Origin of the sequence: Nocardia arseniciresistens (assembly GCF_046764875.1) — a bacterium.
In the GTDB taxonomy this organism is placed as follows: domain Bacteria; phylum Actinomycetota; class Actinomycetes; order Mycobacteriales; family Mycobacteriaceae; genus Nocardia; species Nocardia arseniciresistens.
In genome coordinates this window covers 57,240-83,337 of the sequence record NZ_JBKORD010000010.1, presented here as the reverse complement: position 1 = coordinate 83,337, position 26,098 = coordinate 57,240, and the positions used below count along the sequence as shown (strand labels likewise).

General features: G+C 66.7%; 28 protein-coding genes. 8 read left to right on the top strand and 20 right to left on the bottom strand.

The window, feature by feature from the left end; all coding sequences use genetic code 11:
* Positions 1 to 210: 210 nt before the first annotated feature.
* The 3 genes from ACLMAJ_RS19420 to ACLMAJ_RS19410 all read right to left on the bottom strand — a co-directional run bounded on the left by ACLMAJ_RS19420 (position 211) and on the right by ACLMAJ_RS19410 (position 2,479).
* Entirely contained in the window at positions 211 to 651 is a 441-nt protein-coding gene (locus ACLMAJ_RS19420; RefSeq protein ID WP_412015150.1) for a TIGR03618 family F420-dependent PPOX class oxidoreductase, read from the bottom strand.
* A 408-nt stretch (positions 652 to 1,059) separates the two neighbouring features.
* Positions 1,060 to 1,527, bottom strand: a complete 468-nt coding sequence (locus ACLMAJ_RS19415; RefSeq protein ID WP_412015149.1) for an OsmC family peroxiredoxin — start codon at positions 1,525 to 1,527, stop codon at positions 1,060 to 1,062.
* 88 nt (positions 1,528 to 1,615) lie between these two features.
* On the bottom strand, positions 1,616 to 2,479 hold the full coding sequence (locus ACLMAJ_RS19410; RefSeq protein ID WP_412015148.1) for an enoyl-CoA hydratase/isomerase family protein: 864 nt from the start codon (positions 2,477 to 2,479) through the stop codon (positions 1,616 to 1,618).
* Between the two features lie 395 nt (positions 2,480 to 2,874).
* On the opposite strand from ACLMAJ_RS19410, the gene ACLMAJ_RS19405 reads away from it, so the two are divergent.
* The 5 genes from ACLMAJ_RS19405 (at position 2,875) to ACLMAJ_RS19385 (ending at position 7,340) form a co-directional block, all read left to right on the top strand.
* Positions 2,875 to 3,663 carry an alpha/beta hydrolase gene (locus ACLMAJ_RS19405; RefSeq protein ID WP_412015147.1) on the top strand — a complete coding sequence of 263 codons (789 nt, stop codon included), beginning with the start codon at positions 2,875 to 2,877 and terminating at the stop codon, positions 3,661 to 3,663.
* A gap of 76 nt (positions 3,664 to 3,739) precedes the next feature.
* Positions 3,740 to 5,413, top strand: a complete 1,674-nt coding sequence (locus tag ACLMAJ_RS19400; RefSeq protein WP_412015146.1) for an FAD-dependent oxidoreductase — start codon at positions 3,740 to 3,742, stop codon at positions 5,411 to 5,413.
* 163 nt (positions 5,414 to 5,576) lie between these two features.
* Positions 5,577 to 5,756, top strand: coding sequence for a hypothetical protein (locus ACLMAJ_RS19395; RefSeq protein WP_412015145.1), 180 nt, complete (start codon positions 5,577 to 5,579; stop codon positions 5,754 to 5,756).
* Between the two features lie 124 nt (positions 5,757 to 5,880).
* Positions 5,881 to 6,324, top strand: coding sequence for a winged helix-turn-helix transcriptional regulator (locus ACLMAJ_RS19390; protein WP_412015398.1), 444 nt, complete (start codon positions 5,881 to 5,883; stop codon positions 6,322 to 6,324).
* A 458-nt stretch (positions 6,325 to 6,782) separates the two neighbouring features.
* Positions 6,783 to 7,340 carry a dihydrofolate reductase family protein gene (locus tag ACLMAJ_RS19385; RefSeq protein WP_412015144.1) on the top strand — a complete coding sequence of 186 codons (558 nt, stop codon included), beginning with the start codon at positions 6,783 to 6,785 and terminating at the stop codon, positions 7,338 to 7,340.
* A 60-nt stretch (positions 7,341 to 7,400) separates the two neighbouring features.
* On the opposite strand, the gene ACLMAJ_RS19380 is transcribed toward ACLMAJ_RS19385, so the two are convergent.
* The 10 genes from ACLMAJ_RS19380 to ACLMAJ_RS19335 form a co-directional block, all read right to left on the bottom strand.
* On the bottom strand, positions 7,401 to 7,541 hold the full coding sequence (locus ACLMAJ_RS19380) for a hypothetical protein (protein ID WP_412015143.1): 141 nt from the start codon (positions 7,539 to 7,541) through the stop codon (positions 7,401 to 7,403).
* Positions 7,538 to 8,572, bottom strand: coding sequence for a hypothetical protein (locus ACLMAJ_RS19375; protein WP_412015142.1), 1,035 nt, complete (start codon positions 8,570 to 8,572; stop codon positions 7,538 to 7,540). The genes ACLMAJ_RS19380 and ACLMAJ_RS19375 overlap by 4 nt, the downstream gene beginning before the upstream one ends.
* Positions 8,573 to 8,743: 171 nt before the next feature.
* Positions 8,744 to 9,721 carry a porphobilinogen synthase gene (gene hemB / locus ACLMAJ_RS19370; protein WP_412015141.1) on the bottom strand — a complete coding sequence of 326 codons (978 nt, stop codon included), beginning with the start codon at positions 9,719 to 9,721 and terminating at the stop codon, positions 8,744 to 8,746.
* Positions 9,718 to 10,509, bottom strand: a complete 792-nt coding sequence (locus ACLMAJ_RS19365; RefSeq protein ID WP_412015140.1) for an aspartate/glutamate racemase family protein — start codon at positions 10,507 to 10,509, stop codon at positions 9,718 to 9,720. The genes hemB and ACLMAJ_RS19365 overlap by 4 nt, the downstream gene beginning before the upstream one ends.
* A 1-nt stretch (position 10,510) precedes the next feature.
* Entirely contained in the window at positions 10,511 to 11,659 is a 1,149-nt protein-coding gene (locus ACLMAJ_RS19360) for an FAD-dependent oxidoreductase (protein WP_412015139.1), read from the bottom strand.
* The gene (locus tag ACLMAJ_RS19355; RefSeq protein ID WP_412015397.1) at positions 11,656 to 12,369 is read right to left on the bottom strand and encodes a maleate cis-trans isomerase family protein; all 714 of its coding nucleotides are present in this window, start codon (positions 12,367 to 12,369) and stop codon (positions 11,656 to 11,658) included. The genes ACLMAJ_RS19360 and ACLMAJ_RS19355 overlap by 4 nt, the downstream gene beginning before the upstream one ends.
* Positions 12,370 to 12,374: 5 nt before the next feature.
* Positions 12,375 to 12,665 (bottom strand): hypothetical protein, encoded by a 291-nt coding sequence (locus ACLMAJ_RS19350; RefSeq protein WP_412015138.1) that lies wholly within the window; start codon positions 12,663 to 12,665, stop codon positions 12,375 to 12,377.
* 228 nt (positions 12,666 to 12,893) lie between these two features.
* Positions 12,894 to 15,830 carry a helix-turn-helix transcriptional regulator gene (locus ACLMAJ_RS19345; protein WP_412015137.1) on the bottom strand — a complete coding sequence of 979 codons (2,937 nt, stop codon included), beginning with the start codon at positions 15,828 to 15,830 and terminating at the stop codon, positions 12,894 to 12,896.
* Position 15,831: 1 nt separating this feature from the next.
* Complete coding sequence (locus tag ACLMAJ_RS19340) at positions 15,832 to 18,765, bottom strand: AAA family ATPase (protein WP_412015136.1); 2,934 nt, start codon at positions 18,763 to 18,765, stop codon at positions 15,832 to 15,834.
* Between the two features lie 156 nt (positions 18,766 to 18,921).
* A complete protein-coding gene (locus tag ACLMAJ_RS19335; protein ID WP_412015135.1) occupies positions 18,922 to 20,073 on the bottom strand; it encodes a hypothetical protein in 1,152 nt (383 codons plus the stop codon).
* Positions 20,074 to 20,475: 402 nt separating this feature from the next.
* Between ACLMAJ_RS19335 and ACLMAJ_RS19330 the strand changes: the two genes are divergently transcribed.
* On the top strand, positions 20,476 to 21,312 hold the full coding sequence (locus tag ACLMAJ_RS19330) for an alpha/beta fold hydrolase (protein ID WP_412015134.1): 837 nt from the start codon (positions 20,476 to 20,478) through the stop codon (positions 21,310 to 21,312).
* Between the two features lie 186 nt (positions 21,313 to 21,498).
* Positions 21,499 to 21,813 carry a hypothetical protein gene (locus ACLMAJ_RS19325; protein WP_412015132.1) on the top strand — a complete coding sequence of 105 codons (315 nt, stop codon included), beginning with the start codon at positions 21,499 to 21,501 and terminating at the stop codon, positions 21,811 to 21,813.
* Positions 21,814 to 21,862: 49 nt separating this feature from the next.
* Here the strand turns inward: ACLMAJ_RS19325 and ACLMAJ_RS19320 are convergent, their stop codons facing one another.
* Complete coding sequence (locus tag ACLMAJ_RS19320; RefSeq protein ID WP_412015131.1) at positions 21,863 to 22,831, bottom strand: TIGR03557 family F420-dependent LLM class oxidoreductase; 969 nt, start codon at positions 22,829 to 22,831, stop codon at positions 21,863 to 21,865.
* Between the two features lie 491 nt (positions 22,832 to 23,322).
* On the opposite strand from ACLMAJ_RS19320, the gene ACLMAJ_RS19315 reads away from it, so the two are divergent.
* Positions 23,323 to 23,529: a hypothetical protein gene (locus tag ACLMAJ_RS19315; RefSeq protein ID WP_412015396.1), complete on the top strand. Its 207-nt coding sequence runs from the start codon at positions 23,323 to 23,325 to the stop codon at positions 23,527 to 23,529.
* 277 nt (positions 23,530 to 23,806) lie between these two features.
* On the opposite strand, the gene ACLMAJ_RS19310 is transcribed toward ACLMAJ_RS19315, so the two are convergent.
* From ACLMAJ_RS19310 to ACLMAJ_RS19285, 6 genes are read right to left on the bottom strand one after another with little or no spacing between them, the layout of a single operon-like run.
* Positions 23,807 to 24,112 (bottom strand): gas vesicle protein K, encoded by a 306-nt coding sequence (locus ACLMAJ_RS19310; protein WP_412015130.1) that lies wholly within the window; start codon positions 24,110 to 24,112, stop codon positions 23,807 to 23,809.
* Positions 24,105 to 24,335: a gas vesicle protein gene (locus ACLMAJ_RS19305; protein ID WP_412015129.1), complete on the bottom strand. Its 231-nt coding sequence runs from the start codon at positions 24,333 to 24,335 to the stop codon at positions 24,105 to 24,107. Before ACLMAJ_RS19305 ends, ACLMAJ_RS19310 begins: the two co-directional genes overlap by 8 nt.
* On the bottom strand, positions 24,332 to 25,120 hold the full coding sequence (locus ACLMAJ_RS19300; RefSeq protein ID WP_412015128.1) for a GvpL/GvpF family gas vesicle protein: 789 nt from the start codon (positions 25,118 to 25,120) through the stop codon (positions 24,332 to 24,334). The genes ACLMAJ_RS19305 and ACLMAJ_RS19300 overlap by 4 nt, the downstream gene beginning before the upstream one ends.
* A complete protein-coding gene (locus ACLMAJ_RS19295; RefSeq protein WP_412015127.1) occupies positions 25,117 to 25,503 on the bottom strand; it encodes a gas vesicle protein in 387 nt (128 codons plus the stop codon). Before ACLMAJ_RS19295 ends, ACLMAJ_RS19300 begins: the two co-directional genes overlap by 4 nt.
* Complete coding sequence (locus ACLMAJ_RS19290) at positions 25,500 to 25,835, bottom strand: gas vesicle protein GvpO (RefSeq protein ID WP_412015126.1); 336 nt, start codon at positions 25,833 to 25,835, stop codon at positions 25,500 to 25,502. The genes ACLMAJ_RS19295 and ACLMAJ_RS19290 overlap by 4 nt, the downstream gene beginning before the upstream one ends.
* Before the next feature lie 5 nt (positions 25,836 to 25,840).
* Complete coding sequence (locus tag ACLMAJ_RS19285) at positions 25,841 to 26,098, bottom strand: gas vesicle protein GvpG (RefSeq protein WP_412015125.1); 258 nt, start codon at positions 26,096 to 26,098, stop codon at positions 25,841 to 25,843.

Here is a 26,098-nt window from a genome sequence, read left to right as displayed (position 1 = left end):
CCTACACTGGATGGTTCCACGTATTCGGATTGCGGCCGAACTCCCCCCGGATCACCCCGAATGTCAGCGTGGTGGCCTGAACGGGTCCTTGGAAGTCCTGATCGACCGAACTATGTTGCAGGGCCTGGGTCTCGGAATCTAAGCCTGCAATGGATGTCAGGTTCCCTCCGCCGACCAATCGTCGCCGCTGACGCTCGACCCGCGGGGGACTTAATTGGAGTACACGCGGGTGGGCGCGACGAGCACTGCGGTTCGGCGCTGCTCGGCCATGACGCGGTCGTAGGTCTCCCAGTCCTCGTGCACGCCGCCTGCGGCGGCGAACACTGCGCGGAGCAGCAGGCGCAGCGATTCGGGGTCAGGTAGCCACGGCTGTGGGTCGTCGGGCCCTACCAACTCGGCGTGGCCCTCCACTGTGGCCCAGTGACCGTCTTTGCGGAAGGTGACAGCGATCTGCGGCCGAATCCGCAGGTTGGCGAGTTTGACCTTGCCGTAGGTGACGAACGCCAAAACCTGCTGACCGGTCGACGGGTGAGTGATCATGGCGGCGTTGACCAAGGATGCCTGGATGGTCGCATCGACACGCAGCGTCGACACGATCGCCAATCCCTTCTCAGCCGCGGCCAAACCGACTGCGTCGTCGAGTGTCACCATGTCGTCCTTCGTCCGCTGATCGTTGGCAGCAAGCCGATCGTTGCGCCATCTGTTCTTGTCTAATCCTATTCAGGGGACTCTGTGGCGTCCTTGCGATGCTACTTCCGCGCACAAGTGACAAGTGCGAGATAATGCCTTGTAATTCATAACTTCGGTATAAACGACGCTTGCTGGCGTCGTTTCACTTCGCTTCAGGCGCGAATCTTATTGTCGCTTATTCCAAAGTCGGCTGGAGCGGGCGAACGTGCGCGCACTCTGTACGCCTCGTCCCGATGCTTTGGGAATTGCGAGGGGCCATGGACGTGCTACTGGGTCCGCGACCTGTCGTAGCTCCGGGTTGAAGGGTCGCTCCGGTCCCCCTCCACACCGGAGCAGCATGCGGGCCCCATGGGCCCCGGGCTGCCGCAGCTAGCGCTCGACCTGTGTCGAGGTGGTGGCGCGGGTCGCGTCCAAGGTGATGGGAACTTTCAGGATCTTCGAGATGGAGCACAGGGCACGTGCCTGTTCGGTGAGTTCGGCGAACGCCTCGTCGGTGATGCCCGGCAGGTCCGCCTTCACGATGAAGTGGATGCCCTCCACCGAGTAGCCGTGCCCGTCCGAGCCTTGATCGTCGGTGCCCATGGTGAGTTCGGCAGTGGTGCTGATGGATTCGACGGTGACGCCGACCTTGAGGGCGATGTTGGCCAGGGCATGGTTGTAGCAGCCGGCATGGCCGGTGACGAGCAGTTCTTCGGGGATGGCCCCGGGTGCTCCCTCGAATCGGCTGGCGTATGTGTACGGCGCCTCATGGATGGTGTCGGTGGTCTTCGTCGACAGCGATCCGGTGCCGCCTTTGAACGAGCCGTACCACTGCGCGTGTCCGGACACGACGGTCATGGGAGTTCTCCTTCGAGTGTCATGAAATGCGATGAGGAGGCGGGGCTAGTCGGATGGCCGACCACGCCGAGAGGGTTAGAGCGGAAAATCAGTCCGTGGCCGCTGAGGGGTTGGCGACGACGTCGGCGATGTCGGTGCCCAGGCGGTATTCGATGTCGGACTTCTGTTGCAGGCCGCGCTCGAAGAGGCCCTTGGTGACCTGTTGGAAGCCCGGGGTCGGCACGGCCGACCAGAACGCGTCGGAGTGCAGAGGGTATTCGCTGTCGGGCAGGCGGGTGTACTTGTTGATGAACGACTTGATCTCGGCCAGGGCGCGATGGTCCCAGCGCGAGACTCGCTCGGCGTAGTCGTGGACGAAAGCCACGAACTCCTCATCGGGGATCGACCGATTGACGTAGCCGTACCGCTCGGCGGTGTCGCCGTCGTAATCGCCGCCCCCGAGTAGGATTTCGAAGGCCCGGCCGCGCCCGACCAGTGCAGGCAGCCGCCCGGCCGCACCGCCGCCGGGCACAGCGCCGAACCCGATCTCCATCTGCCCCAGGATGGCCTTCTCGCGGCTGGCGAACCGGATGTCGGTGGCCAGCACGAACTCGCTTCCCGCCCCGCGGGCGATGCCCCGCACAGCACTGATGGTGACCGCGGACAACTTGCTGATTCGCACGGTGATATCCACCCAGGCCGCGTACCCGGTGGGACTGGGCAACGCCTCGGTCACCGCGTGATCGGCGGACAAATCGTAGTGAGCCAGATAGAAGTCAGGATCGGCGCTGGCGAAGACGACCACGTTGACGGTGTCGTTGGACTCCAACTCGGTCAGCAGTTCCTTGAGGTCACGCATCATGTCAGGTCCGATCACGTTGACCGGCGGATTGTCGAAGGTAACCAGCCACAGCGTGGGGGAAACCTCGGTGAGGCGAAGGTGGGTCGGGGCGAAGTCATCGATGAAGGCCATGCGAGGACCGTACCATCTCACTTTGAAATTACAAGTTAGATTGTGTACGGTCGAACATATGGCGCACGGTTTACAGATCACCTACTCCGAGCCTGTCACTTCAAGAGTCGAATACAGATGGGCGACTGAACGGCATGGGTGATTCAACGAACTCAGCTTTGGTCGATTCCTCCACCACGCCCACGACAGCGGCCGCCCGACCATCGCCAGCTTCGAGCCGGGCGAGGTCTGGTTCTACGACTACCGCACCGACAGAGCGCACGCCGGTCCGCGGTTAATTGGGCCCCACCATCATCCCGTCGATCAACCCACGCCCGGCCCCGCTGGACGCGTGCGACGGGACTGGCAGAGCCGCCTCAATCCGTAGTTCCCCTCGCAACCGAAGGAAGCACATCATGACTGCTCAACCCGTCGTCTTCATCCACGGCCTGTGGGTGCACTCCGCCGCGTGGGAACCGTGGATCCAGCTCTACCGTACGGCCGGCTACACGCCGCTCGCCCCAGGCTGGCCCGGTGACGCCGCCGACGTCGAAGCTACCCGCCGCAACCGATCAGCCGTCGCCGGTCACGGCCTGGCCGACATCGCCGAGCACTACACCAAGATCGTGGCCGACCTACCGCAGCATCCGATCATCATCGGCCACTCCTTCGGCGGACTGATCGCCCAGCAGCTACTCGCGAGCGGGCACGCCAGTCACGCCGTAGCCATCGACCCCGGCCCGCCCAAAGGGGTGACCAAGGTTCCGCTGAGCCAAATACGGGCCGCGCTGCCCGTCCTGCGCAAGAAGTCCAACCGGGACAACGCAGTCACCCTGACCGAGCGCCAGTTCCGCTACAGCTTCGCCAACGCCGTCTCCAAAGACGAAGCCCGCGAACTCTACCGACGCTGGTCCATCCCCGGACCCGGAAAACCACTGTTCGAAGCCACCTCCGCCAAGAAGGACCCGAACTCCCCGGCCGCTGTGGACACCGCAAGCAGCGACCGCGGCCCGCTGCTGATCACCGGCGGCGGCAAGGACCACCAGGTCCCCGAAGCCGTCACTCGACAGGCCTACCAGCTCTACGCCGACTCACGCGCCGTCACCGACTACCACGTGTTCGCCGACCGCGGACATTCCCTGGTCTTCGACTCCAAGTGGCGCGAGGTCGCCGACTTCACCCTGTCCTGGCTCGCCCGACACTGACCGCCCTGCCCACTCGCCCGGCGGACGCACAACGCCGGGCGGGTCGGCAGTCGCCCCGACCACGAAAGAGCCCGACATGCCCACCACGGCAGGCACCGCCAGCCCGGCGCAGCCCACGTTCACCGACGCCCAATGGGACCGGTTCCGCAGCTACGGCACCACCCAAACAGCCGGACCCGGCACCTGGCTCTTCCGCGCCGGCCAACAGTCCTGCGACATGCTGCTCGTCGAGAGCGGCACCGTCGACATCATCCGCGCCCGCACCGCCGACAGCCCCGAAGCCGTGGTCGCACACTACGGCGCAAGACAATTCAGCGGCGAGATGAACCTACTGACCGGGCAAGCCACCTACCTCGATGCCCGCGCCGCCGAGGCCGCCACCATCTATCGGATCAGCCCCGCGGACTTCCGTCGGCTGATGGACACCGAAGCCGACCTGTCCGACCTGATCCTGCGCGCGCTCGTCGCCCGGCGACAGAATCTGCGCGACGGACAAGCCGCCCGCAGCATCGAAGTGCTCGCCGGCCCGGCATCGTCCGCGTCGATGGCACTGCGTACCTACCTCCACCGTCAACAATTGCCCCACACCTGGACTGACTACGCATCCGACGTCGGCTCGGTCCTGGCCAAGGCGGCAGACATCGGAACCGAGGATCTGCCTGCGATACTGACCTCGACGGCGATCATCCGCCAAGCCACCCCCTCCCGATTGGCCGACGTGCTGGGCCTGTCCCATCGCCCGATCATCGGTGAAACCCTCGACGTCGTCGTCATCGGCGGCGGACCCGCGGGCCTCGCGGCCGCCGTCTACGGTGCTTCCGAAGGACTGCGCACCCTGCTCTTGGACGCCGTAGCCACCGGTGGGCAAGCCGCCACCAGTTCCCGCATCGAGAACTACCTCGGGTTCCCCTCCGGGCTCAGCGGCAGCGACCTCACCGGGCGCGCGGTCATCCAAGCGCAGAAGTTCGGGGCCCGCCTGGCCACCCCGGCCCAAGCCGTCCATCTGGACACCACACCAGGACATCTGCGCGTGCTGCTCGACGACGCCACGGCCATCGACACCCACACCGTCCTCATCGCCACCGGCGCCCGCTACCGCGCCCTGCCGCTGGCCCGATGGAATGACTTCGAGGGCGCCGGAATCTACTATGCCGCCACCGAATTGGAAGCCCGCGTGTGCGGCAACACCTCCATGGCGGTGATCGGCGGCGCCAACTCCGCCGGACAGGCCGCACTCTTCCTGGCCGAACGAGGCGGCACGGTGCACCTCATCGTGCGCGGCGACTCACTAACCAGCGGGATGTCGGCCTACCTCGCTGACCGGATCGTCGCCCACCCCTCCATCACCGTGCACACCCGCACCGAAGTCACCGCCGTCAACGGAGACCACCAACTGCGCAGCATCACCACCGCCACCACCACACCCCGCGGCGCCGTCGCCCACACCGATCATGACGTGTGCGGCCTGTTCTGCTTCATCGGCGCCACACCGGCCACCGATTGGCTCACCGCCATCACCCTCGACGACCACGGGTTCATCCTCACCGACTCCCGAATACCCGAGTCCGCCCTGGGACCCGATTGGGCGGAGGCGAAACGCAAACCGATGCCCTTCGAGACCAGCACACCCGGGGTTCTCGCTGCCGGCGACGTTCGCGCCGGATCCATGAAACGAGTGGCTGCAGCCGTCGGAGAAGGCGCCAGCGCCATCAGCACCGTGCACGCCATCCTCACCGCGGCCCACTCGTGAATCCACCAAGTGCCATACCACGCGGATTCTGGCTCAGTGCCACGCTTCTGGCGTTCTTTCCTAGCCGCCTCGAGCACGCCCACCACTCACTACGACCGATACGCCAGGCACTTCAGTCCGACCACAGGACACTCATCGAACTGGCCCCAGCCGACGGGGAGCGTTGGTCTCCGCCATCTTCACCGCCGCGTACCTCGCCTTGGCCGCCCCAGCGGTCATCGCCGGACTGATCGCCACCCACGTCGGCCTGGAGGCCACGGCCATCGGATTCGGCATCACCGTCGCAGGCCTCGCCGCCATATCGGCCGCGGCCATATCCCTTATCGGCGGGGCGGCCGCCTGACTACGAAAACGCCGCCCGGACCCCGCCACCACAGGATGTCCAGACCTCACCTCGACGCGATCGGTAAGCGACTTCGCCTGACTAGCATTTGCCAAGCCAGACAAGTAGAGTTCATCAGGTGGCAATGAAGAACGTCGACGACTGGCAGTGCTCGGTCGCCCGAAGCATGACGGTACTGGGCGAACGGTGGACCATCCTTATACTCCGCGAGGCCCTCCTGGGGACGACCCGATTCGCGGACTTCGAACGCAACCTCGGCCTGCCCCCGGATCGCCTCGCCGACCGCCTCGCAACGCTGGTGGAGTACGGCGTCATGACCAAGGAGTCCTACCAGGAACCAGGTCAACGACGACGCCCGTCCTACCACCTGACCCCCGCCGGCCGCGAACTGCACGTCCTCATCGGCGCTCTCCAGCAATGGGGCGACCAACACCTTTCCCGGGCTCAAGGCCCCACAATGATTCGCAAAGCCCGACGCACGGAGCGGCCGGTCCACGTTGCGTTCATCGACGATCTCGGATACGAAGTCCCCGCCGATGACGTCGCCACCATTCCCACCGGCAACTGAGTTGTACCTGAGCGCATCACCGTTGGCGGCGGGCCGAAGAAGCCGAAATGCGGCAAACTTGCGACCGTGTGACGCACACGGTCCGGCCCACGCCCACGCCCACGCTTCGGATGGTCACGCATCATTCGATCGGGTGGTGGCTCCGCCGGAGAGCCGGCCGCACCTGGCCGCGGCGGGGCGCGTCGCAGGTTCGTGCCCCCGATGGGGTTCCACGTACATGGGCGCAGTGCCGACCAGCATCTTCTTGCCGGTCCACTGGTCATCGATACCGACTTCGCCCCGGTTGACAGCAAGCTCTGGGAGTTCAGGACAGGCGGGCTCAGCCCGCCGAACGCACGCTCATGCCGATTTCACGGCGTTCGCACGAGCGTGTACACAATCTTGACTGCACCGATGAATTTCGGGTGGATCCGTCGTCGATATTGCTGGATACATCGACAGCACATGGAGGCAGTGGCATGCGGAAATTGATTCTGGGATTTTACGTCTCGCTCGACGGCAAAAGCGCGGACGGCGACAACGGAATCCGGGACGTCATGATGGCAATCGATGACGCCGAGCAGGAGGAATACTTCGTCAACCAACTGTGGGAGGCTGGGGCCTTCCTCATGGGCCGCAACACCTACGAGATCATGGCCGGATACTGGCCCGCCTCCGACCATCCGTCCGCCAAGGCCATGAACGAGATCCCTAAGGTCGTGTTCTCCCGCACCCTGGAATCCGCCGACGACTGGCCCGAGACCCGGATCGCCAGCGGTGACACCGCCGAGGAAATCGCCAAGCTCAAGGCCGAGCCCGGCAAGGCCCTCGTCGCCGCCGGCGGCACCGAGTTCATGCACTCGCTGATCAAGCTCGGCGTCGTCGACGAGTACCGGCTGTGGGTGCTGCCCGCCGCCACGGGCAAGGGCGCGCCGCTGTTCCCCGAGCTGGATCAGCCCGTAAACCTGCGCTTGGTGAAAAGCACGGCCTTCCCGTCCGGAGTCCTCGAACTGGTGTACGCGGCAGCCGACAAGTAAGACCCAGCAAGCGAGGCACAGTCACGGTCGCACCGGGGCAGGCGCCTGCCCTGGTGCTGTTCAGTGCGATCGCGCGGTGGTCAACAGAGCCTGGCTGCCGTCGATGCCCGCAGCTACCTTGCCCCCTGCGGCGCCGACTCGCCCAGCCTGCACAATCCGATCGGCCGACTCGATGGGGTCGTCACCTCCCGACTCGGTCACTCGACACCCCCGTCCACCCCTGCCCGCTGGCGGTAGCGTTGCCGGAAACCCGTCATATACTCCGACGGCGCGATCGACGACGACGAATGTTCGAGCACGCCGTCGTCGGCGACAAAGAAGATCGCACGGTCGATCGCGATCTCACCACGCGGCACCGGCACGAACACCATCCACCCCGCATCGATCCGATCAGCGGTCAGCCGCGACAGCGGATAGCCGGTCGTATCCAACCCGCGATCGGTCACGTACGCGCGGACACGATCGATGGCCTCGAGTGCCGACATCTCGGGCTGCGGCCGCTCCACCAAACCCGCAATCGAGAACTGGTTGAAGGCGGCATCGATATCGAAGAGTTCCTCGTCGTCGAATACATCGGTCACCGTGTCCCGACTGACAACACCCACCTGCGCGGCCGATACCAGCGCATCGGCCGCCTCACGCAACCGCTGATCCGGCAGAGTGGCGAGCATGCTCGGCATGATGTCGACGACGCTGCCGGCGGTCCACACCCCCGGTACCGCCGAACTGGACTGTTCCGCAGCCGGTGACTCCCCCCGACACCACCGACCATCGTCCCACCAGTAGCAAAACGACAGCAGCCCGGCCGCGGCCCGTGGGTTCAGCACCGAATCGGCCACCCAATCCGGCGCTCCCGCATAGAAATTCGGCATCTCGGCGCCCTCGTTATTCACCGCATCGAGCTCAGGTGGATTCCACACGCCGCCCGACAGCACCGCCCGCCCGCCCGGCAGCAGATACAACGTCGAACCCGCACCCCGGGAACTTTCGAACCATCCCAGTGACGGCAGCATTCGCGGCCCACGTTCCGAGCCGACCGCGACGAACGCCGCCGACAGCACCGCCCACCTCGCCCACAGCACCCGAAGATCCGGCAGCTCGTTCTCCATCCGCACCGGCGACATCACGGCGGCCCGGTCGGCACGCATCCCCGCGACGGCCAACCGCGGGCTGCGTGCCTGCCTGTCAGCATGGCCGAGCCCCGTGCCGGGCGAATGTTGCTGCGAGTCCATCCGATAACCCTCTTCTGCCAATCATTGCTGCCAGACGATCACAACCGGGCGACCTGCGAAATCCGCGCGAGCAACAGCGGACATGGGTGTCGCCTTCCGGATTCGTCCGACGATCGTGCCCGCCAATCACATCTGCGAAGACTGTCTGCGGGTGTGAACGTGGGTCGTCGACTAAGCACGCAGTCGCTGAGCGAACTCGGTGGCCCAGTAGGTGAGGATGATCCGTGCTCCGGCCCGGCGGATCGCGATGAGGCTCTCCTCGATGGCCCTCTCGCGCTGCAACATCCCCTGCTGCGCTGCCGCCTCGATCGCGGCGTACTCCCCCGACACCTGGTAGGCGGCAACCGGCACGTTCACGGCGTCGGCCACTCGGCGCACCACGTCGAGATAGAGGCCTGCGGGTTTGACCATGACCAGGTCGGCGCCCTCCTCGACGTCGAGCAGTACCTCGCGCATCGCCTCCCGGAGGTTGGCGGGGTCCTGTTGATGAGTGGATCTGGCTCCGGTGAACGAGGATTCGACAGCCGCGCGGAAAGGACCGTAGAAGGCGGAGTCGTATTTAGCGGCATACGCGAGGATGGCGACGCGCTCGTGTCCGGCGGCGTCGAGTCCGGCACGGATGGCGGCGACCTGACCGTCCATCATTCCACTCGGCGCCACCAGATGGGCTCCGGCGCAGGCCTGCGCCAGCGCGACTCGGGCGTAGGCGTCGAGCGTGGCGTCGTTATCCACGTCACCGTCATTGCCGATGAGCCCGACCTGGCCGTGATCGGTGTATTCGTCGAGATTGACATCACTGATCACCACGGTCGTGTCGCCCACCTCGGCCGCGACGTCGCGGATCGCGAGCTGCGCGATGCCGCGCTCATCCCACGCGCCACGTCCGTCCGGGTGCCTGTGCTCGGGCACACCGAAGATCATGATGCCGCCGACGCCTGCCTGCGCGGCCGCCGCAGCCGCCTTGCGCAGACTCTCGCGCGTGTGCTGGACCTGGCCGGGCATCGCTGGGATCGGTCTCGGCTCGTCGATGCCCTCGCGCACGAACATGGGCTGAACGAGGTCCGATGGGTGCAGCCGATGCTCGGCTACCAACGCTCGTAGCGCGGCGGTGCGGCGCAGTCGCCGCGGGCGGTCGGAGGGGAAGCTCATGCCCTGAACTCCAAGATCTGCTCGATGTGCGCCAAGAGGTCCGGGGATGGCCGCCGATGCCAGTATCCGGTCGTGGCCTTGGCCGTGATCCCGAGAGCGCGGAGTCCTACCAGGTGCTCGGCGGTCTTGATCGCCAATCCGCCGGGGTCGATGACCGGCAATCCGCACAGCTCCTGGATCTCCAGGTGGACGAGGAGCTCGTTGGGTATGCCTTCTGCGGGCACCAACCACTGAGCGCCTGCCGTCGCCGCCCGCTCGGCGGCGACGGTGTAGGCCCGTACGAACGGTTCGAAGTCGCCGGCCAGCGCACGGGAGATGACGGTCGCGCCGTCATCGATCAACTGATAAGAGGCCAACGCGGCGCCCGCGGCGGCGATGTTGTCGGTAATCGGCTCGACCAGATGTGGAATGAAGCCGATCAGGCCGAGCCGATGACGCTCCTGCCTGGCGGTCTGCCAAGTGGCATCGCCGTACCCGACGACGGGAATGGTGGCGCGCACCCGTGCCGCGACCAGCCCCGGGTCCTGGCCGGCACCGCTGATCCAAGCGGCACAGCCGTCGCGTTCGGCGGCGACGGCGGTGCGCGCGAAATAGTCGGCGAAAAGCAGCCCGATCGTCCCGAACCCGACCAAGTCCTCGGGTAGCTCGGTCGAGTAGAGCAGCGGCGGCAGGGTATGGATCTCGACCTCGGTGGTGGGATCGGAGACCTTTGCCAGATGGTCTGCGTAGAGCTTGTCGAGTAGCTGCGAACGCCCCTCGACGGCATGTTTCTGGAACCGAATTCGCATGTCAGATCTCCCTTACCGGTAATGGGGCTGTGTCGAGCATGGCGGCGTTCACGAGGTAGTTCCTGGTGGCCTCGCGATCGGCGGCGATAGCTGTGAGCGCGGCGACAGCGACGTTGAGCCGCGCGCTGTCGCCGTCCTGAACGCCGGCGACCCTGGCCTCACTGGCCGGGACGACATGATCGACCAGGACCGCGCGGCGGCGCCGCGACCACTCCGCCAGCGCGTCCGGTGCGGCCTGTCCCGCCAGCACGCCGGCGAGTGTCCGGCCGAGATCGACCGCATCGTGGATACCGGCGTTCATATTGAGACCGCCTGCGGTGGAGGTGACGTGGGCGGCGTCGCCCGCGAACAACACCCGGCCGTGGCGGAAAGCGTCGAGTACGCCACTCGCCAAGCTGTAGCGGTGCACATCGAAGATGTCCAAGGTGCTCAGTTCCAGACCGGCCACGCACCGCGGCACGGGCTCGTCGGGGGCGAGCCGGAGAATGAGCCGCCAGTGGTCGGGCAACCGCAACAAGCTGCACGACTGAATTGGGTCACGCACGTAGGTCACCGAAGCCAAGCCCGGAAGCAGTTCGTCCAGCGGTGCGCGGGTGAAGATCCGCAACGCATGCGTCGGGTAGACGGACAGTGGCAATGGCGCAGCGAGCGAGGCCCGGACGGTACTGTGCGCGCCATCCGCAGCGATGAGGTACCTGGCCCGACACCAGCCGCCCGCGGCGCGGACACGCACGGATGCGCCTGTGTCGGTGACCGTTTGCACCGCGGTGCCGAAGCGGACATCGACCTCCGGATGCGCTTCGAGGGCGGCGAGCAGCAGCGCGACGAGCTCCGATTGCTCCACGTGCAGCCGAAAGGGATACCGGGTCAGCTCACTCAAGGTGGCCATCGTCATCTCGGCAAGTACCGCTCCGGACAGGTCGCGCCACTGCAGGCGGTTCACGACGACACCGCGCGCCACCAGGGCCGCGGCCACCCCGAGCTCGTCGAGCAGTTCGAGCGTGGCCGGGTGAAAGGTGGCCGCGCGCGACCGCGTCGCGGGCCGTGGCTCTCGTTCCAGCACCGACACCGACACGCCGGCCCTGGCCAGGGTGAGGGCCGCAACCAAACCGACCGGTCCGGCACCCGCGATAATCACCTCGGGGCTCATGTAGCGACCGACTCGGACGGCGTCTGGGGCGCGGTGCGTCCCCAGGAGGCGGGCAGGCCTGCGCTGGTCAGCGCCCACCAGACGCTGCACAGATTGGCGGTCAGCACGATCCGCTCAGCACGCGAGGTCAGCACGTCGATCGCGCGCAGCGTGCGCATGCCGGTGCCGGTCAGCAGCAGCGCCGTGTCCCGTGGCGGCGGCGCGGCCTGCTCGAGCTGCGCAACAAGCTGGTCCGTTGTCACCTCGTAGGGAGCGAAACGCGTCCCGGCCCGCACCGCGACCACTTGGGCGATTCGGACGCCCGCCGCCGCCCAGAACCGCTCGGCGCATGCGGTCAGCCACGGCTGGTAGGGCGAGACCAAGGTGACTTCGGCGACGCCGAGGTGTGCCAGCGCGCACCTGATGGCTTCGGTGGCGGAGGCGACCGGCAGGCCGAACTCTGCGCTCAGCTCGGCGCACTGGCGACGATCCTCGGCCGGGCCGAGCAGATAACGCGAGCCGCTGCACGCGATGACCAGAGCGTCGAGCGACAGATCGCCGAACGAACGGATCATGTCGGGCAACGTGTCGTTGTAGGCGTCCAAACGCTCCGCCAGCGGGCGGCCCGGCCGTACCGGAAACCGGGTGACGTGCAGATCCGCACGCGCGTCGAGGAGGCGCGCGAACTCCGGCTCCACCGCCGGATTGGCCGGTGGCACTACCACACCCACTCTGGTCAAGGTTTGCCTCCTGGGCGGTCGAATACGAAGAAGGTCCGAAGCGCGTCGACGAGTCCGGCATCGCGGGCCACCCGCGATCCGAGGTCGCCGAGGAGGCCATCGACCACCCGCTGGATGGCGCGGGCCACCTCGGCGCGCGCGTCGACGTCGAGCCTGGGCGCACGGGACTCCAGGCGACGCAGCTCCGCCTCACACACGGCCCCCACCCAGTTCCGCAGCGACGACAACGTCTCCGTGGTGAGACGGTTCGCCGTCCGGTCGTCGGCAGTGGTCTCGATCGGCTCCATCTGGGTGCTCCATACGACGACAGGACCTGACAATGCCGCGCTCATCGGCGGTCCGGCCGCGACGCCGTGTACCAGAGGTCGGGATGGATGGGTTTCACAGCGCACGTCCTCCGGTCTCAGCTTCCGCAGCTCGCCGAGATCTCGTCGGTCAGACGTTCGACGTCACTGCCACAACAAGTTTCGGATACCGTCGGACAGCGGAGGTAGTAGGGAAACCCCTCAAATCGGTTACCGGTCGAGTCGTGGCCGATGCCGGAGACCGGCGGCGACGGCGGCGAGTTCGGCGCGAGACGAGACGCCGAGCTTGGCAAACAGGCGGGTGAGATGGGCTTCGACCGACTTCTCGCTCAGGAACAGTTCCTCGGATATCCGACGATTCGTGTGCCCCGACACCACCCGGCGGACGATCTCGGTCTGCCGCGCGGTCAGATCACCGAGTTCGCCGACAGCAGCATGCGACCGACTCGATCGCCCCGTCGCGCCTCGGTCCATTTTCCGCATCGCCCGGCGCGCACGTTCGGCCAGACCGGCCGCGCCGCAGAGCTCGAAGGTGGCGAGCGCGGCGTCGAACTCGCGCCTTGCCGCGGTCATCTCGCCCGCGCCGACCAGCGCCTTACCTGCCAGCAGACGCGCACGGGCCGCGTCCACCCTGGTTCCACTCGTTTCGTACTCGGTGACGGCGCACTGCGCGCTGCGTAGCGCGGCGGATACCTCGTCCCGAGCCAGCAGGACTCCACTGCGCGCATAGTGAGCGTCGCCGATGCGCATGTGCAGCACCGGGGTCTTGTCGGCGATGGCCTCGATGCGAGAAGTGGTTTCCTCGGCGGCGTCGAGAAGTCCGAGGGCCAGCTCGGCATCGACCAGAAATCGGTAGAAGTGCGGAAGGATGCTGGGATAGACCCCGCTCAGCGCAGCGTCGCCACCGGCCGTGACGATCTCCCGGCGACCACGCCGCCACTGCCCCGCGTCGACAAGCGTCGAACCGTAGATCAATCGAGCGTGCCAGGCGTAGATGGCCTGCGGTGTACGGCCGCCCAGTTCGATGCTGTGCATTCCTGCGGCCAGTGCGTCGTTGGTGCGGCCGAGCAGGCCGAGCACCCAGCAACGGGTCGCGCCGGTCAAGGCCACCAGCGGATCGTTGTCCAACAGCAGCGCCGTCTCGACGGCGGCGTCGATCGTGCGTAGCGCTTCGCCGAGTCGGCCGCGCAACATCAGCGCTGCCGACTGCAGGTGCATGATCTCAGCCAGGTGAGTTCCGTGACCGATGCTGCGGCACAGTCGGATTCCGCGGTCTCCGTGCACGATCGCCGAATCCCATCGCTCGAAGCAGACCTCTGCGTAGACCACATTGGTCAGCCCATCCAGCAACGTGGGTGCGACTTCGCTGTCGGTGAGCGCGTCGAGCGCGGCGGCGGCTTCGTCGAGGTCGGCCAACGCCTCGACGAGCGGGGCACCACACTGCATCTGTCCCAGGTACGCGCTGGTGGCGGTCGCGATAAGGTACAGCCGCCGGTCGTTGTTCCGACGCGCCACGACTCGGACATCGGTCGCCGTGCGCGCAGCCTCGCCCCAGTCCCGCATCATCACCTGGTTTTTGGCGAGCACGAGTTGCAGCGCCGCTGTCTCCACGGTGCCGGGAGCGGCATTCGCCAGGGCCGCGGTGAGGAGTCGCCGGGCTTCCACGGCATTGCCGAGTTCCTGTTCGATCCGCGCGATCAATGCCGTGAACCGGCCGCGGGCCGCAACGGCATCGGACGGAAGCAGATCCAGCGCCTGCCGTAGTACCGTGCCGCTCTCGCCGAGTCGACCCGTGGCAGCCAACGCTTCCGCGAGAGCCAGCGACAGCGACGGTCGCCGTTCGTCCGCGACGCCGCCGGGAAGCAATGCCAGCGCGGCGCGGAACCACTGCGCGGCGGCCATCGGGGCACGGGGTGCGGCCTCCGTGCCTGCGGCGATGAGCAGAGCGATCGCCGGTTCGTCCCCGATGTCGGCACACTGTGCCACGTGATGCGCGCGCACCCCGAGGGCCGCGCCGCGCCGCGCCAGCGCCACGGCCGCTCGCCGATGCGCCGAACGCTGCCATTGTGGTCCGGCCTGGTCGTAGATGGCGCGACGAACGATCGGGTGGCGAAAAACCAGGTGCCCCGGGATCCCCGAGTCGCGGACCAGGCCCGACTCGACCGACTCGTCCACCGCAGGCCATGCCATCGCTTCGTCGAGCTCGGCGATCTCCGCCGCGAGCTTCAGCTCGAACGGCTCTCCGGCGATGACCCCGGCCTGCAACAACTGTCGGGAGGTCGAGGACAGCGCCCGCAGCTCCTGCTCCAGCGCCGCCCGGACGGCCGCCGGAACGTCGGCCGACCCGGGAGGGGCCGTCTGCTGCGCAGCGGGTGCCTCGAACCGAACCGATGCACGCGCAAGCTCCTGCAGGTAGAACGGATTGCCGCCGCATTCGCGGTACAGATCGGCCATATCGGGACGGTCACTTAGCAGGTCGGCGGCCTCCCGCCGGGTCAGTGGCCCCAGTTCGAGCGAGATCAGCGCACCGTCCCGTGTCGCCCGAGCCAGCACCACCGCCTGGGCGGCGGGCGTCTGGTGCGGGCGCTGGGTCATGACCAGCATCACCCGCGGGCCCCGGTGTCGGATGAGATGCGCGATCAACTCGATCGACGCGTGGTCCGCCCAGTGGACGTCGTCGATTGCGACCAGCAACGGCCGTCGAGCTGCCACCCGGTCCAGTGCCATGCACACCGCCCGATGCAGCCGATACCGTTCGACCTCGAGTCGCGTCGTCAACGGCGCCGCCCCATCCGCGAGGGTGGGCAACAGCATGCCGAGCTCGGACCGTACATCGGCGCCGAACGCATCGAGATCCTCGTGTCGCACGAGACGAAGCGTCTGGTTCAACGCCTCGATCAGCGCGCCGTGCGGGATCTCCCGTTCCAGTTCGGTCCCGCGACCGCGGCCGACCTCGAATCCCAGCCGCACCGCCTGTGCGCATACCTCCTCGAGCAGGCGGGTTTTGCCGATGCCCGGCTCACCGGTCACCATGACCATCACACTTTCGCCACGCTCGGTCGCGGCGAGGGCCTCGCTCAGGGTATGCATCTCCCTGATCCGCCCGACCAGTTTGTGGGCGTCGTCCTCCGGTGGTGTCACCGACATGTCACCTCTTGGTATTGGTCCTGCTCATGGCGAGGGCGGCTAGCTCCGCCCGCGACGAGACGCCGGTCTTGGCGAACAAACGGGCGAGGTGGGCCTCGACGGTTTTCTCGCTCAGGCGCAGCTCCGCGGCGATCAGTCGGTTCGTCTTGCCGAGCACGACCCTGTTGACGATGTCGGCCTGGCGTTCGGTGAGATCGCCGAGCGCGCCGACAGCGGCATGCGACCGACGCCATGTTCCCGGTCGGCTCCGACCCACTTGCTGCAAGGCCAGCCGCGCACGGTCGGCCAGGCGAGCTGCCCCACAGGAATCGAATACCGTATAGGCGGAATCGAATTCGCGCCTGGCCGCGGCAACATCGGCGTCCAGGAGCGCCTCGCCGAGCACGAGACGGGCCTGAGCCACCTCGAGGTGAGAGCGGCTCGACTCGTATTCGGCCACGGCGTGTTCGGCGCTGCGCATTGCCGCCTGCACCTCCTCGCGGGCGAGCAACACTCGTGCACGGGCATAGTGCGCATCGCCGACGCGGGTGTGCAGCATCGGCACCGTCCGCGCGATCTTCTCGATCCGGCGGGTCGAATCCTCTGCCGCGTCGATGCGCCCCAGGGCCAACTCCGCGTCGACGAGGTACCGGTGGTAGCGGGGTCGGGTGACCGGGAAGATCCCGCTGAGCTCGACACCGCCACCGGCCGAGATGATCTCGTGGCGGCCACGTCGGTACTGACCAGCATCGATGAGCACGGAGCCGTAGAGCATTCGAGCGAACCACGCACTGGGGGCGTGCGGGGTGTGCTCACACACGGCCACGCCGCGCGCACCCGCGGCAAGCGCGGCCTCGGTTCGGCCGAGCAGCCCGAGCACCCAGCAGCGATCGGCTTCACTCAGCGCCAACATGGGCTCGTTGCCGAGCAACAGCGCCGTCTCGGTGGCGGAATCGATCGCGCACAGGGCGTCGTCCAGTCGACCGAGCACAATGAGCGCGACCACCCGCAAGTGCATGATCTCCACCAACTGCCCGCCGTGACCGGTGGCGCGGCTCAGTCGAATCCCTCGATCGGCGTGCTCGACCACGGCGTCCCAGCGTTCGAAGCACACTTCCGCGTGGACCACCTTGGTCAACGCGTCCAACAGCCCGGGCGCAACGTCGTCGTCGCTGAGCGCATCGAGAGCGGGGGCGGCTTCGTCGAGGTCGGCGAGTGCGCAGGCAAGCGAGTTCGCAGGCATCTGGCCCAGGTATGCACTGGTTGCGGTGGCGACGAGAGACAACCGCCGGTCGTTGTCGCGTCGCGCTATCGCGCGGACATCTGCCGCCGTCCGCGCTGCCTCGGCCCAATCCCGCATCATCATGTGGTTCTTGGCAAGCAATAGTTGCAGTTCGGCCCATTCCGCACCGTCCGGGCAGGGCTGTGCCAGCGCCGCGGACAACAAGCGTCTGGCTTCCGACGCGTTGCCGAGGCCCTGCTCGATCCGGACGATCATGGCCGTGATCCGGCGGCGGTCCCGCGCGGCGGCGGCGGGCAGCAGGTCAAGCGCGCGACGCAGCGCCGCATTGCCGTCGCCGAGCCGGCCGGTCGTGGTCAGCGCCTCGGCGAGATCGAGCGACAGCGATACCCGTCGCTCACTCGGGTCGTCGTCGGGAAGCAGTCGCAGGGCCGCCTCGAACCACCGCGCGGCGGCCACCGGAGCACGCGCCGCCGCCGCCCTTCCTGCCTCGGCAAGCAGGGTGGCCGCCTCCACGTCGCCGACGTCGGCGCACTGTTCCAGATGGTGCGCCCGCACCGACAGTCCCGCACGCCGGGTGGCCTGCGCCGCGGCAGCCCGCCCATGCGCCAGCCTGCGCCAGCTGTACCCGGCGCCGTCGTAGATTGCGTAGCGGACAATCGGATGACGGAAGACCAGTCGGCCCGGGGCATCGGAATCACGGACGAGGTCCTCGCGAATCAATTCATCCACGGCCGAATGCACCTCGGTCGCCTCGAGTTCGGCGATCTCGGCGGCCAAGTCGAGATCGAAGGGGTCCCCGGCGACGGCGGCCGAACGGAGCAGGCTCTGCGCCGCGGGCGACAACGCGCGCACCTCGTGCTCGAGCGCCGCAAGAACGGTGGCGGGGATCCCGGCCCGGTCGCTGGCGGCGGTGCGCATGAGCGCAAGTCCCTGCCCACCCCGATAGGAAACCCGGGCGAGCTCCTGCAGATAGAACGGATTGCCCCCACACTCACGATGCAGTTCGTCGAGCTCAGGCCCGGCCACGTGATCGTGCAACAGCTCCGCCACCTGCGCATGCGATAGTGGCCCGAGCCCGATCGTCGTGAGAGTGCCGTCGGAGGTAGCGCGTGCCAGCGCCGTCGCGAATATCGTCGGTGTCCGGCGCGGGCGGTGGGCCAGCAACACCATCATCCGAGGCACCGTGTTCCGCAGCAGATACGCGATCACCTCGATCGAAGCATGGTCGGCCCAATGAACATCGTCCAGAACCAGTAACAGTGGCCGCCGGACGGCAAGCAGATCCAACGCCAACCGCACGGCTCGGTGGCAGCCGTGCCGCTCCACCTGCAAGGGCGCCGCCAGCGGACCTGCCCAGTCGCCCAGCGACGGCAGCAGCCTGCCCAGTTCGGATCGTCCCTCGTCGGATAGCATCCGCAACTCGGACCGACGCAGCGAACCCAGCATTCGATCCAGCGCATCGACCACGGCGGCGTAGGGAATCTCGCGTTCCAGTTCGGACCCGCGACCGTGCAGGACCCCGAAGCCCATCGATGCTGCCTCGGCACACACTTCCTGGATCAGCCGGGTCTTGCCGATCCCGGGTTCACCGGTCACCGATACCGCCGCCGTTCCGCCCGAACGCACCGCCGCGAGCGACTCGGTCAACGTTCGCATCTCCTCGACACGGCCGACCAGACCTCGTGTCACGCCCCTGGATTTCGGGACCGACATGCTACCTCCGCACACCCGACTTGCGGTCTCGCCGAAGCCTCCACAGATATTTCCGCCGGATTGTAAACACGGGCAGCACGCTGCGGGCCGCAAACCGACGCACCATTGGGAAAGGCTACAAATGAGCCATAGCCGGGTGGACTCCTGGTGCGGAGCTCAGGGGTGCCCGCCGACGTGATCGTGGGAGCAGGTGTCGGTGCGACGGGCGTCCAAGGTGGCCGCCTGCCCCGCACCATGGCCTTCCAGGGCCGCGAACGGTCCGCACTGATTGGCGGCGATCCAGACATGGACCATCGGATTGCCCGCGCCGGGGTTGATCGAGTTGGGCGGGCAGTTGCCCTGGGCGTCGGTGGCACCGGCAACCTGGGGACCATTGGAGCCGGTCTTCCAGCACAGGTTGTCGTGGACGTGCCACTGCATCAAAGACCCGCCGTAGTCCACCAGCTCGGGGTCGTCGATCTTCTTGCCATTGACGATGTACATCGCCGAGACCAGGGTCCGATCGGCGCCGTCGACCTGGTAGACCAGCGACTCCGGGTGGGTGGCGTCGAGGAATCGGTCGTCGCGGATGTAGCCGGTGTTGACGTAGTGCTCGTAACCGGTGGCCGAGTCACCGATGGAGCGAAAGCCCAGTGCGCCGATGGAACTGACGTCGGCGAACGCGGGCAGCTGGTCGAGGGTGCTGCGAATCAGGGCGGCCGCGCGCTGCTCCTGCGCGGCGGTAACGCCGGGCACGGCGGACAGGTCGATCGAGTTCGCCGGATCCCACGGCCGCGGCCATGCGGTGCCGGTTCCGTGGTCGGTGTGGTCACCGCCAGCGGCATGGGTGTGGTCGCCGTCGTGGCTGTGCACATGTCCGGCGCCGCCGAGCATGGCCGCGACGGCGAGGGCTCCGGCCAGACCGGCGGCAGTCGCGGTCGGTGCTGTGGGCAGTGTCGCCCCTGGGCGCGCCAGGGAGACGCTCGCACCGGCGATCGCGAGCAACCCCAACGCCGCGCATGTGCCGTCGAGGAACTGCGGAGCCTCCGCTGTGCCGAGGCCGTCAGGCCACGGCAGCCCCGCGAACCGGGTGTACCCCCAGGTCGCCACCGCGACGAGATTCACCCCGATCACCGTGATCGGCATGGCCTTTCGCGTGCTCACCGACGCCAGCAGCCCGGCCGCGCACTGTGCTGCCGCGAGCACGACCATCAGCCGGGCGAGGGTGGCGTGCTCGGTATGCAGTCCCGCGGCGAACAGGTGCAACGCACCCGCCCCGACCGACGCCGCACCACTGAGCAGCAGGAATCCGTTGCGCCCACCAGCCATGTTCGATCTCCTTCGTTCACCCTGAACGCTACTGGGCCGGGTCGAGCGTCGCGGCTGTCTATGGCTTTCGCAGCTGCCGGGCTCCACGGCATCCGAGATTTATCTCAGCCAGCCTCGGAACTCGAGCAGAATCCCCCTCAGCGCGCAGGGAATACGTCAGGCGAAATACCGTCGGCGTACAGCGCCTCATCGAGGTCGCCGAATATCTCGAGCAATGTGTCATCCATTTCTTCAAGGCAGCTCTTCCCGGACCTGGTCACCTGAGTGCAGACCTCCCGCGATGCCTCGGTGCTGGCATATCACCACGAAAGCGCTTCCCAGCCAAGGCAATAGGGAGATCGGAAACCCGAATACGCTGCCACGACATTCGAGGTCGCGCAGACCACTGTCACCTCGAGCCAAATGACCGGAAAGGACTCGGCGCATATGCTGCTCACCCATGAAGGGGTGGACCTTTCCTACGAAGTGCGCGGTTCCGGAGAACCGTTGCTGCTGATCCATGGGTCCGGCGTACCGGCCGCGATCTGGGGTCGGACGATCGATGACCTGGCGGCGGACGGGCACCGCGTTATCGCCTACGATCGCCGCGGCTACGGCGCGTCGACGCACTCGCCGGTGCGCGACTACCGCCACCACGTGGCCGATGCGATATTCATGCTCGAGCGGGTGGCCGCGAGACCGGCCACCGTTGTCGGCTGGAGCTCGGGCGCCAATGTCGCACTGGCGCTGACCGCCGACCGTCCCGATTTGGTGCAGCGACTGATTGTGGTGGAGCCGCCGCTGCACGGTCTGCGGCATCCGACGGCCGGTTCGCTGCGCATGATCGGAAGGGCCAAATGGGCCCAGTTACGCGGGAGGCCCGAAAAGAGCGCCGAGATCTTCTTTCGCTTCGTCGCTGGCGATGAGTCGTTCCAGGCGTTGCCCGAGCACGAACAGAACATGATCCGTGCCCACGCGAGCAACATCTTGGCCGAACTCGACCCACACCCGTTCGGCGCGATGTTCGAGCACTTCCCGATCCGCAGGATCAGCGACATCGAGGTTCCCATCACCTTCCTGATCGGCGCGAACAGCGACGCCTTCTTCCATGAGGTGCATCAGCGGATCACCGTTGCCGTGCCGTCGATCCACACCGAGGTGATTTCCGATGCGGGCCACCTACTACACATCGAGGCGCCGGATGCCTTCGCCGCCGCGATCCGCACTGCGATGTCGGATCACCACAACGGTCGGCGATAGCCAGGACCAACAATCCCGCAACACTACTTGTGCACCGAGGCTGACAGGGTCGGCGCCAACAGCCCCCACACGTACATCCGGGCCCACAATCGCGCGGGCGTTTACGGGTCATGATTCGGGGCAGACGACCAATAGCGAATCAATTCGCCAGGGTCCGCGCCCGACACCACCTGTGGGAGGCACATCATGACCGAACCGGAGACCTTTCGAACCGACCAGCAGACGTCACGCCGCACCACCGGACGCCGGTCACTGCGCCGGCGCCACGCCGGCGAAGGGCTCGAGGACACCTACAACGTCCCCGGCATCGTGCTGTGCGGCCTGGCCGTGGTGGCGCTCGCGATCACGCTCACCGCAGCGGGATACGGTTTCGCGGGCTGGGCGGTGATCGCCGGTGTGGTCTGCGTCGTTTGCGGTATCGCCGGAGTGGCCTGGCTCATGGTGGAGCGTCGGCGGATGAACCGGCGGGGTCCGCCGATTGCGGACCGGCAGGGCCACTGACCCCCTATTCGGATCGGTCCAGCGAGGGATCGGCTGGCGATACCGATCGTTATGCCGATGTCAGGGCTCCGAATCGGCCTACGAGTTCACTCTCGTAGAAGTCGATGAAACCGTCTGGATCCGGCCCGGCGTTCTGCAGCACCAGATGATCGAAACCCGCATCGGTATATTCCCGTGCAGCGGCGATATATCGCTCGGGATCGTTACCGCAGGTGAACTGCCCGCGGACATCCTCTTCACCGATCATGGCACTGGCCGCGGCGAAATTCACCGGGTTGGGTAATTCGCTCATTACCTTCCAGCCGGTCAGCGCCCACCGTGAAGTCGCCCAGGCAGCGCGCGCGGCGGTAGCCTCATCGCTCGCCCAGGCCACCGGAACCTCGGCATAACGCGGGCCAACGCCCCCCTCGGCTCGGTATCGCTCGACGACCTCCGCGTCGGGCGCGGTCGCGAACAGGCCGTCACCCAACTCGGCGGCTACTCGGGCCGCAGCGGGGCCGCCCGCGGCGACCGCGATCACCGGCAGCCGCTGCGGCAAGTCGAAGATCCGCGCGTCGGAAAGCTGGAGATATTTGCCTCCATACGAGCGATAACCGCCCCGCCACAACAGCCTGATGATCTCGAGCGCCTCACGCAGCATCTCGTGACGCACACCGACCGAACCCGCGAATCCCGCACCGACGACATGCTCGTTGAGCCGCTCACCCGATCCCACTCCCAAGGTAAAGCGGCCGTCCGACACCAACGCCAGAGTGGCCGCGGCCTGAGCGACTATCGCCGGGTGGTACCGCACCGTCGGACACGTCACCCCGGTAGCCAAACCGATCCGATCGGTGCGCGCCGCGATTGCCCCGAGCACCGTCCACGCGAAGGGCGAGTGCCCCTGCTCGTCGAGCCAGGGATGGAAATGATCGCTGATCTCGACGAAATCGAAACCCGCCGCCTCAGCGCGTACTGCCTGCCGGATCAATTCCGCAGGACCGAATCCCTCTGCCGACAGCTTGTATCCGACCTTCACGGCGTCCTCCTCGATTGCCTCCGGAGTTCATTCCCGTTTACCGACACCGCTGACCACACAGGTCAGCCGGTTTGATCAATATCGCCCTACCCGAGGGAGCGGACGGTAAACGGCCTCTGTTCCGGTATGCGGGCCAAGTCAGCCCAGCGGCGGCTTGTTTACGAGCCCACGACGGGCTATCCCGTATCGGCCGGTGAGTTGATCATCTCGTCGGCTTCGAACGGCGGCGCTTCGCGTTCGTTCTGTCCCACCCCACACCTCCTCGGGTGTGTGTTCCACTCGGTGGCGTTCCCATAACCGACTCCGGCGAACCTTCCTTATTCGCTACACCGCGCTCTACAACGCCGAGGGCGTCCAGGTAGACCCGACGCTCTTGACCTTCTGTGCCACAAGATTTCGCCGAACTCCGGCGGCTTTCCACGCGCCAACGAGGTGGTTTGCAGGAACGCATCGAGTGAAAAGAGCGCAGAATGGAAAACAGAAAGGTCGTCATGCGAGCGATACAAGGCCTACTCAAATTGGTGTTGGGGATCGTGACGGCCGTGCTCGGCACGGTAGTCGGGTTGCTCGCGGCCGTGGTGTGGATCCTCGGTGCGGTGCTGTGCGCGACGATCCTCCTGATTCCGCTGGGGCTTCCCGTCATCAAGCTCGGCAGCCGTCTGTTCGGCCTTGCTCGACAGCTGATGCATCTCCCCTGATGCACATCCCCGACGTCCACGCCGCGTAGATCGTTGTCCCTGGCGTCCACGAGGCACGCGGCTGCTTGTGGGCGGGGTTGCGGAACGTGCAGATGGCGACTCTAGGTTTGACTCCTGTTCGGGGTCGGGTCATTGGCCGGACCAGTCCGATGGTTGCGCCGATCAACCCTGTTCAGGGTATGTGGCCGCAGGCCCTAGATTCATGATCAACGGTACGTGCCGGAAGGCTCTGTGTGAAACTGCAGCGTTGTGCCGTTGATCATGGTGCTCACTGGCGTCAGCGTTCGGTCGGGTCACGCGGGAGCAGGGTGCCAAGGGGGCCGAGGTCGATGTTGAGGTCTTCTGGGGTCAGGCCGAAGTGTTCGCGTAATTCGTCCATGCGTTGTTCGAGCAGCATCAGGGTGGTGCCGATGCGTTCGATCTGGGTGTCGGTGAGGTCGCCTGCGTCGACGCGGCGTAGCGCTTGCCGCTCCATCAGTTGCCGCAGTAGCTCTACCAGCGTGAGGACGAGGGTGACCAGCCCGCGCTCGACGGATTCTGGTTCGGTGTCGATACGCGGTGGGATGCCGCCGAATTCAGTCATCGCCGGGCGGTTCCAGCACATCGTGCATCGCGGACCCATCCGGCGCCGACAGAGTGCTGATCGAGGAGATGAGGGCTCGCAACGAGACTTGAACCAGGTCGACGTCCGCGATGGCGAGCTTGACATCGCCGGAAATCACCACCCCACCGGCCAGTACCCGATCCAGCAGATCGACCAGCGCGACGCGGCGCCCATCGTCGACACTGTGGTCGACCTGGCTCATGCCGGCTCTCGTTCCACGCCTGCAAACGAATACGGCGGCCACGGGCCGGTGAGTTCGAGCCGGATGCCAGGGAATTCGGTGCCTAACATCGTGACGGTCGCGGCAAAGTCGTCGGCGCGATCGTCGTCCACGAGGTATGTCCCGTTGAGCACCATCCAATCCCGGCGGGCACTCAATGCTGGATCGGTCAGCGCCTGACGTCGTCCTGCCGCGGCATGGTGGACCAAGCGCGTGTGGACCTCCTCGGCGCGCTCTGCCGCGTCGCGTTCCACGCTCTCCTGCGCGGACAGTTCCGCACGACGCCGGGCCAGATACGCGGCCCCTGCCCCCGTACCACTGCCTGGGTCCGCGGCCCGAGCCTCGGCCACAGCAGCGGTCAGGGCAGCACGATCGCCGTAGGCCTTTACCCCCCACTCGGTGCGGCCGCTCACCAGGGCCAGGGCCGCACCGAAGTCCGCTTGCCGCTCGTCGAGCAGCTCGCGCACCCGGTTGTCGTCGCTGAAGACCGTGGCCAATCGTAGCGGGACGGTCGGAGCTCGGCGCACCAATGCCGACACCACGGCGTCGTGCGCCCGGGCTGTCGACTCCAACCAGTCGAGATCCTCCAAGTGCCCGCGTAGTGGTTGCTCCCCGAAAACCTCTAGCGGCACCGACCCTACGACCGCCGTCAGATCGTCCGAGACCACCGTCCGCACCGGCTCGCCCGCGACCCCGGTCAGCTCTCGCGGTTCCCCCACACGGCTGGACGTCACCGCGTACAACCAGACCCCGAGACCACCGGTCACGATCGTTCTTCCTTCGGCTCGCGGCCGCGCTCGATGAGTTGACGTTCTTCGTTCGCCGCCTCCAGTCGGGCGAGCCGGTCCCGAAGTTCCCGGTTCTCGAGTTCGAGATCCTTATCCTGACGTTCCAGCGTGCGGGCCTTGCTATTGAGCCAGGGGTCGGTCTCCCACCAGTCGATGCCCACCGACTTGGCCGTCTCCAGGGACGCGATCACCAGGCGCAGCTTGATCGTGAGCAGTTCGATATCGAGCAGGTTCACCTGGATGTCGCCCGCGATCACCAAACCCTTGTCGAGGACCCGCTCCAGGATGTCGGCGAGGTTCGTGGACTGATGCCCGCCTCCGTAGGGCTGCGGGACGGAAGATCCCCCTCCGACCACCGTCATCGCCGCCCGCTTCCGCCGACGTCGGTGTTGCCACGCCCGTAGCGCTTGATTCTGCGGTAGGCCAGCAGATTCCCGTCGAGATCGACCTCCGCCTCGTAGAGCGCCAGGATGTCCGCCGACGATGGGATGCGGCGATCCTCGAGTACCTCGATCTCCACCAACCAGCCATCCTCCGTCGGTTCCATGCACGTGACGCCTTGCACGTGTTTCGACGTGAGTGCCGTGAGGTGTTCGATCACCACCGCGGCGGCTTGCGCCGCGGTCAGGGGAGGCTGTTCGTCCGATGCCGAATGAACGTCCTCGGAATCATCGGAAGTGGTCTTGCGGGCCACGCGTGTCACTCCTTCCGATCGATCGCAGTCATGTCATCCGCAGCCCCGGTCATGCGATTCAGAACCGCCTGCTGCGCTTGCTTCTGCTCTTCTTCGGACAAGTGACCCGCCGCAGCGGCGCGATCGATCTCCTCGAGCTCGGCCCGCAGCGCCGCGGGATCATTGAGCTGCTGCTCGACCTGATCCTGGATCAGTTCGCCCAGCCACATCACGCCGCGAACCGGCGCGAGAGGCAACGACAATATCGATGAGAGCAGACCCAT